7 protein-coding genes are annotated in these 6000 nt (G+C 67.9%); 1 reads left to right on the top strand and 6 read right to left on the bottom strand.

The window, feature by feature from the left end:
* Window positions 1-41 precede the first annotated feature (41 nt).
* Window positions 42-941, top strand: coding sequence for an AraC family transcriptional regulator (locus EK403_RS05820; protein WP_128776564.1), 900 nt, complete (start codon window positions 42-44; stop codon window positions 939-941).
* Window positions 942-1012: 71 nt separating this feature from the next.
* Here the strand turns inward: EK403_RS05820 and ilvC are convergent, their stop codons facing one another.
* The 6 genes from ilvC to ilvN form a co-directional block, all read right to left on the bottom strand.
* Complete coding sequence (ilvC, locus tag EK403_RS05825) at window positions 1013-2032, bottom strand: ketol-acid reductoisomerase (RefSeq protein WP_128776565.1); 1020 nt, start codon at window positions 2030-2032, stop codon at window positions 1013-1015.
* Between the two features lie 37 nt (window positions 2033-2069).
* Complete coding sequence (locus tag EK403_RS05830; RefSeq protein WP_128776566.1) at window positions 2070-2717, bottom strand: TetR/AcrR family transcriptional regulator; 648 nt, start codon at window positions 2715-2717, stop codon at window positions 2070-2072.
* A gap of 101 nt (window positions 2718-2818) precedes the next feature.
* Window positions 2819-3367, bottom strand: coding sequence for a disulfide bond formation protein B (locus EK403_RS05835; protein ID WP_128776567.1), 549 nt, complete (start codon window positions 3365-3367; stop codon window positions 2819-2821).
* A gap of 12 nt (window positions 3368-3379) precedes the next feature.
* A complete protein-coding gene (locus EK403_RS22235; RefSeq protein ID WP_164919508.1) occupies window positions 3380-3535 on the bottom strand; it encodes a DUF5993 family protein in 156 nt (51 codons plus the stop codon).
* A gap of 101 nt (window positions 3536-3636) precedes the next feature.
* Entirely contained in the window at window positions 3637-5175 is a 1539-nt protein-coding gene (locus EK403_RS05840; protein ID WP_128776568.1) for a M20/M25/M40 family metallo-hydrolase, read from the bottom strand.
* A 168-nt stretch (window positions 5176-5343) separates the two neighbouring features.
* The gene (gene ilvN / locus EK403_RS05845; RefSeq protein ID WP_128776569.1) at window positions 5344-5895 is read right to left on the bottom strand and encodes an acetolactate synthase small subunit; all 552 of its coding nucleotides are present in this window, start codon (window positions 5893-5895) and stop codon (window positions 5344-5346) included.
* Window positions 5896-6000: the final 105 nt, after the last annotated feature.

The raw sequence follows: 6000 nt of genomic DNA on the forward strand, positions 1-6000 counted from the left end.
ATTTTCGAGCCGCTTCGCCGCCCCGACTGCCGAGGCCCCCTATGCCCGAGTTCGACGCCCTCGCCGCCGTGATTGCGCGATACGCCCCGACGGACGGCAGTCACGAGACCCCGATCCCGAACCTTTTCGTCTATCGCGCCTCGCATCCGACCGAGCCCGCCCATGTCCTGCATGAGCCGGCCTTCTGCATCGTGGCGCAGGGCCGCAAGGAGGTGGAGCTCAACGGCGTCACCTATCCCTACGACTCCTCCACGGCTCTCGTGCTCTCGGTGGATCTTCCGATCGTCGGCCGGGTCATCGAGGCGACGCCCGAAAAGCCCTATCTCGGCGCGAAGCTCAGCCTCTGCCCGAGGGCGCTGAACGCGATGCTGATCGAGCATCGGCTCGACCAGCGGGAAGGCCCGTCGGACGTCGCTCTGTCGGTCGCGCCGACGCCGGCCGAGGTCTCCGACGCGTTCGCCCGTCTCGTCGGCCTGCTCGACGCGCCGAACGACATCGCGGCGCTCGCCCCCCTGGCGGAGCGCGAGATCCTCTACCGCCTGCTGACCGGCGCGTTCGCGGCGCGCATCCGGCAGATCGCGCTCGCCGACGGCAGGATCAATCAGGTCAGCCGCGCCATCGACTGGATCAAACGGAACTTCAACCAGCCGTTCCGGATCGACGCCGTGTGCTCGGCCGCGAATATGAGCCCGTCGTCGCTGCACGCGCATTTTAAATCGGTCACGTCGATGAGCCCGCTGCAGTATCAGAAGCAGTTGCGGCTGCAGGAGGCGCGACGGCTGATCGTGAGCAACGCGCGGGACGCCGCGACGGCTGGGCACGACGTGGGCTATGACAGCCCCTCGCAGTTCAGCCGGGAATATCGCCGCCTGTTCGGCGCGCCGCCGATCCGCGACGCCGCCCGCCTGCGCGAAGGTCCGGCGGAGCTGTCGATCGGCTGAGCGGCGCAATCCAATGGCAAACGGCCGGACTTCCGCCCGGCCGTTCAGTCATCTGGCGCAGCTAAGGCCGCTCAGTTCTTGGTCTTGTCGACCAGGGCCTTGGCCTTGATCCACGGCATCATGCCGCGCAGCGTCTCGCCGACCTGCTCGATCTGATGGGCGTTGTTCTTCGCCCGGGTCGCCTTGAACGAGGTCTGGTTGACCTTGTTCTCGAGCATCCAGTTGCGGGTGAAGACGCCGGACTGGATGTCGGTCAGCACGCGCTTCATCTCGGCCTTGGTCTCGGGCGTGACGATGCGTGGGCCGGAGACGTATTCGCCATATTCGGCGGTGTTGGAGATCGAGTAGTTCATGTTGGCGATGCCGCCCTCATAGATGAGGTCGACGATCAGCTTCACCTCGTGCAGGCACTCGAAATAGGCCATCTCGGGCGCGTAGCCGGCCTCGACCAGCGTCTCGAAGCCGGCGCGGATCAGCTCCACCAGGCCGCCGCAAAGCACGACCTGCTCGCCGAACAGGTCGGTCTCGCACTCCTCGCGGAACGAGGTCTCGATGACGCCCGCGCGCCCGCCGCCGATCGCGGAGGCGTAAGAGAGGCCGAGGTCGTGGGCGTTGCCCGAGGCGTCCTGTGCGATCGCGATCAGGCAGGGCACGCCGCCGCCGCGCAGATATTCTCCGCGGACGGTGTGGCCCGGGCCCTTCGGGGCGACCAGCAGCACGTCGAGGTCCTTGCGCGGCTCGATCAGGTTGAAGTGGACGTTGAGGCCGTGCGCGAACATGAGGGCCGCGCCCTGCTTCATGTTCGTCTCAAGGCTCTCCTTGTAGATGTCGGCCTGGAGCTCGTCGGGGGTGAGCAGCATCACCACATCGGCTTCCTTGGCGGCCTCGGCCGGCGACATGACCTTGAAGCCCTCGGCCTCGGCCTTCTTGGCCGTGGCGGAGCCCGGACGCAGCCCGATGATGACGTTCTTGACGCCGCTGTCGCGCATGTTGAGCGCGTGCGCGTGGCCCTGGCTGCCATAGCCGATCACGGCGACGGACTTGCCCTTGATGAGATTGAGATCGGCGTCGCGATCGTAATAGACGCGCATGTTTCGGGTTCCTTCCCTTGGAGTCGTCGTTTCGAGGTCAGCCGGCCTTCGCCGGCTGTTGCTTCGCCCCGTAGAGGGCGAGGAACTGGTTTGCGGCGCGGGCGGCGTCGTCCGCGATGGTCGAGCCGTCGAGCGGCGGCCTGTCGCCGAGCAGCAGGCGGATCTGCACGTCGCGCCCGACAAGCCCGAAGAAGGTGCGGAATGCTTCCTCCGCGTCGTCGAAGGCGATGAGGCCCGCCGCGCGGGCGTCGAGCAGCAGGGGCTTGAGCCGCTCGCCGATGGCGAACCGCCCATTGGCGAGCACGAGGCCGCCGAGCGCCTCCGCCTGTCCGATGGCGACGCGGTTGAGCGCGACGGAGGTCTGCGAGGAGATCACGCTCAGCCAGTTGGCCGCGAACGCCTCGAGGCTCTCGCGCAGCGCGCCGGCGTCGAGATGTTGGCGGTCATAGGCCCCCGCCCTCACCTTCGAGGCCTGCCAGCGCACGGTCTCCGAAAGAAGCCCGTCGCGGTCGCCGAACCATTTGTAGAGCGTCTCTTTCGAGCAGCGCGCGCGCTGCGCCACCGCCGTCATGGTGAGGGCCGCGGCCCCCTTCTCGACGAGCAAAGCGAGCACGGCGTCGAGCACGGCGGCGCGACGCTCCGTGATCTCTTCCTCGCCCGCGATCGTGATGGCCTCGACCTGCATATCCGCCGTACCGTACGTTACGGTTCAGCCATATGCCCGATCGGCGCGTCGGGTTCAATCCCCCTCGATGGTCTGTTCCGGGCGGCGCGGCGCTTCCGGGGTCAGCGGCTCAGCAACTGATATTCGGTCGGGTTGTCGGGACACATGCCGCCGCCGCATTCGGCGAAGGTCGAGATCCCGTTCGCCGCCACGAGGAACAGGAACAGGGCGACGGCCCCCTTGCCGAGCGCGGGGGCGGCGGGGGTCCCGGGGCCCTCCGCCGCGAACTGGCGGTCCGCCAGCAACATGGCGGCGGAGCCGACCACGATCGCCACGAACAGCATCAGCGCCCAGCTGTAGAAATGAATTCCCAGGAAAGGCGACCCGTAGGAGCCGCTGCCGGGCGTGATGTGGAGCAGCACCTGGCGCGCCGCCACGCCTGCGCCCGCCACGGCGCTGAGGATCGTCATGGCGTAGTGGCTCGGCCGCGGGCCGAGACAGACGTTCAGCGCGAGGCCGACCCCGGCCGCCGCGAAGGCGGCGCGCTGAAGCAGGCACAGCGGGCAGGGCAATTCGCCGAGCGCGAACTGGTAGCCGAACGCGACGGCCAGAACGGCGGTCAGAGCCAGCAGCCCGCAGGCGTTGAGCACGACAGAGAGCGAGCGCGTCATGGCCCGGCGTCCTCAGAAGGCGAGCGGGAGGGCGTCGGTGGCGTGATGCCGGAACAGGAAGAGAGTGAGAGCCAGCCCGATCCCCCAGGCGCCGAGCGCAAGGCCGCGCCTCCCGGCGAGCGCGCAGCCCGTCGCGGCGGCGAAGATCACGAAGGGCAGAGCCATCATGACAAGCACTACCTCAGTTCCGCGATCCCATGGCGACCGGGACCGTCGGCCACCCGTCACAGTCTAGCAGAGTCGCGGCGCCCGGGAGTCCAGCGCAGGGCTCAGCGAACCAGCCTGGGGCCGCGATAGGGCGCGTTGCGGGCGGCCGCCGCCATATCGGCCCGCGCCATCTGCGCGGAAGCGGCGGCGCGGACGTCTTCCCTGGTCTGGGCGAAGGTGTAGACCGCGTGTGCCGCCGCCGGACCGAACTGCTCGAGCGCCTCCCGGCTCACATTCCCGATGTCGTCGCAGGCCTTGTGGTAGCAGGGGTCGAGGGCCTCGCCGGCCTCGCCGCCGAACAGCTTCGCTTGTCCCTTCGTCTTGATCTCTTCGGCGCCCGAAAACAGGCCGCCGGCCGGGACGCCGTTTTCGATGAAGGCGAAATAGTCCGACCTTCCGTCGAACAGGGTCGGGCGGCTCGGCAGGCCGCGTTGCTCGAAATGGTCGACGAACACCTTCTCGATCACGTCGGAGCCGGCCGGCCCGGCGTCGCCCTCCGAGCCGTCTCCGTCATAGACCAGCGCGGCGAAATTCGGCGAGGCCAGCATGTCGAAATTGAGGTTGAGCGCGATCTTGCGCAGCTCCTTTGCGGGGAGCGTGTCGACATAGTGGGTCGAGCCGACGAGGCCGACCTCCTCGGCGCCCCAGAACGCGAAGCGCACCGTGTTGCGCGGTTTGATCTGCCGCTTCGCGAACCGCTCGGCGATGGCGAGCACCGCAGCGGTCCCACTGCCATTGTCGTTGACTCCCGGCCCCTCCGCCACGGAGTCGAGATGCGCGCCCACCACCACGGTGCGGTCCTTCACCTCGCCTTCGAGGTCGGCCAGCACATTGGTGGTGTCGACCTTCTCAATGTCCGCGCTCACCTTGACGCGCATGCGCACCGAGACGCCAGACTTGACCTGGTCGTAGAGCTCCTCGCCGACAGCATAGGACGCGCCGAGCACCGGAATCTTCACGCCCGGCTCGCGCAGGGAGCCGGACAGCGTCTCCTGGCTGCCCTCCTGCCCCTCGTTGAAGATGATCGCGCCCACGGCCCCGGCGGCCTCCGCGTTGCGCGCCTTGACGACGAAGTCGCAGCCGCCGCGCTGGATGAGCGCAATCTTGCCCTCGACGCGTCTGGAGAAGTCCTTCGGCTTGCAGCCGCTTGTGGACGACGTCGTCGCGGCCGGCGGAATCTCGATCCCGCGCGCGAGAATAAGCCGCGCGCTCACATCGTCCGAGCCGGAAAACTCCATGGTGCGGAAGTCGTCGAGCAGCTCAAAATCCTTGGGCGAGGGCGACAGCCGCGCCATGACAGCCCAGGTCCGCTCGGTGAACTGGAAGGCCGAGAGCTTCTGCAGCTCGACCGCATAGCCCACCGCCCTCAGCCTGTCCTTCACATAGTCCTTGGAGGCGCGGTAGCCGGGCGTGCCGACGGCGCGGTTGCCGCCATTGTCTTTGGCGATGGCGTCGAGCGCCTCTATATGCGGCATGATCTGGTCGGCGCCGAAGCCCTTCACGAACGTGCTGGAATCGACCGGCTCGAAGGCCCTCGCCGCCCCTGCCCCCGCAGTCGCGATCGCCATGGCGAGCGCCGCAATCGTCAGACCGTTGCGCATTGACGTCGCCCCTGCCGTCCCACCTGATCTGACGAGAACCGCCGATGCGCCATAGTCATGCCGCTCCGGCGAAAGGAAACCATCTTTTGGAAGAGCGTGCGCCTCCGCGCAGCCGAAGGTAAACACCGGCTTTCTTCGGTTTCATGAAGGAGCCGGAGCCGATCCCGCTCAGCCCTCCATCGCCTCCGACCCGCGGGCCATGGCGGCGACGCCGGTGCGCGCGACCTCGATCAGGCCGAGCGGGGTCATCAGCAGGATGAACTGGTCGAGCTTGTCGGGCTTGCCCGTGAGCTCGAACACGAAGCTCTCGACCGTGGCGTCGATGACCCGGGCGCGGAACGCCTCGGCGATGCGCAGCGCCTCGACGCGCATCTCGCCCTTGCCCTTCACCTTGATGAGCATGAGCTCGCGCTCGAGCGCGCGGCCCGTCAGCGTCAGGTCGAGCACCGAGTGGACCGGCACCAGTCGGTCGAGCTGGGTCTTGATCTGCTCGACCACGTCGGCCGGGCCGGTGGTGACGACCGTGATGCGCGACAGGTGCCCCTCATGGCTCACCTCCGACACCGTCAGGCTGTCGATGTTGTAACCGCGGCCGGAGAACAGGCCGATGACGCGGGCGAGCACGCCCGGCTCGTTGTCCACCAGGATCGCCAGCGTATGCGGCGTGACGGGCTCGTGGTGCTCTTCCATGAAATAGGCGGAGCCGGTGGGCTGGCGCATGGGATGTCCTGAGGGAGGAGAAGCGTCATCCTGGCCGAGCGAAGCGAGAGCCGGGATCGGTTGAAAAAAGATTGGAGCCCCGCTCCCGTCATCGCCGGGCTTGAC

The sequence above is a fragment of the Hansschlegelia zhihuaiae genome (assembly GCF_004103825.1).
GTDB classification, from domain to species: Bacteria; Pseudomonadota; Alphaproteobacteria; order Rhizobiales; family Methylopilaceae; genus Methylopila; species Methylopila zhihuaiae.

Excerpts from the sequence above, each read along its gene's own strand:
- ilvN (WP_128776569.1), bottom strand. The coding sequence starts at position 5,895 with ATGCGCCAGCCCACCGGCTCCGCCTATTTCATGGAAGAGCACCACGAG.
- EK403_RS22235 (WP_164919508.1), bottom strand. The coding sequence starts at position 3,535 with ATGATGGCTCTGCCCTTCGTGATCTTCGCCGCCGCGACGGGCTGCGCG.
- EK403_RS05835 (WP_128776567.1), bottom strand. The coding sequence starts at position 3,367 with ATGACGCGCTCGCTCTCTGTCGTGCTCAACGCCTGCGGGCTGCTGGCT.
- ilvC (WP_128776565.1), bottom strand. The coding sequence starts at position 2,032 with ATGCGCGTCTATTACGATCGCGACGCCGATCTCAATCTCATCAAGGGC.
- EK403_RS05830 (WP_128776566.1), bottom strand. The coding sequence starts at position 2,717 with ATGCAGGTCGAGGCCATCACGATCGCGGGCGAGGAAGAGATCACGGAG.
- EK403_RS05840 (WP_128776568.1), bottom strand. The coding sequence starts at position 5,175 with ATGCGCAACGGTCTGACGATTGCGGCGCTCGCCATGGCGATCGCGACT.
- EK403_RS05820 (WP_128776564.1), top strand. The coding sequence starts at position 42 with ATGCCCGAGTTCGACGCCCTCGCCGCCGTGATTGCGCGATACGCCCCG.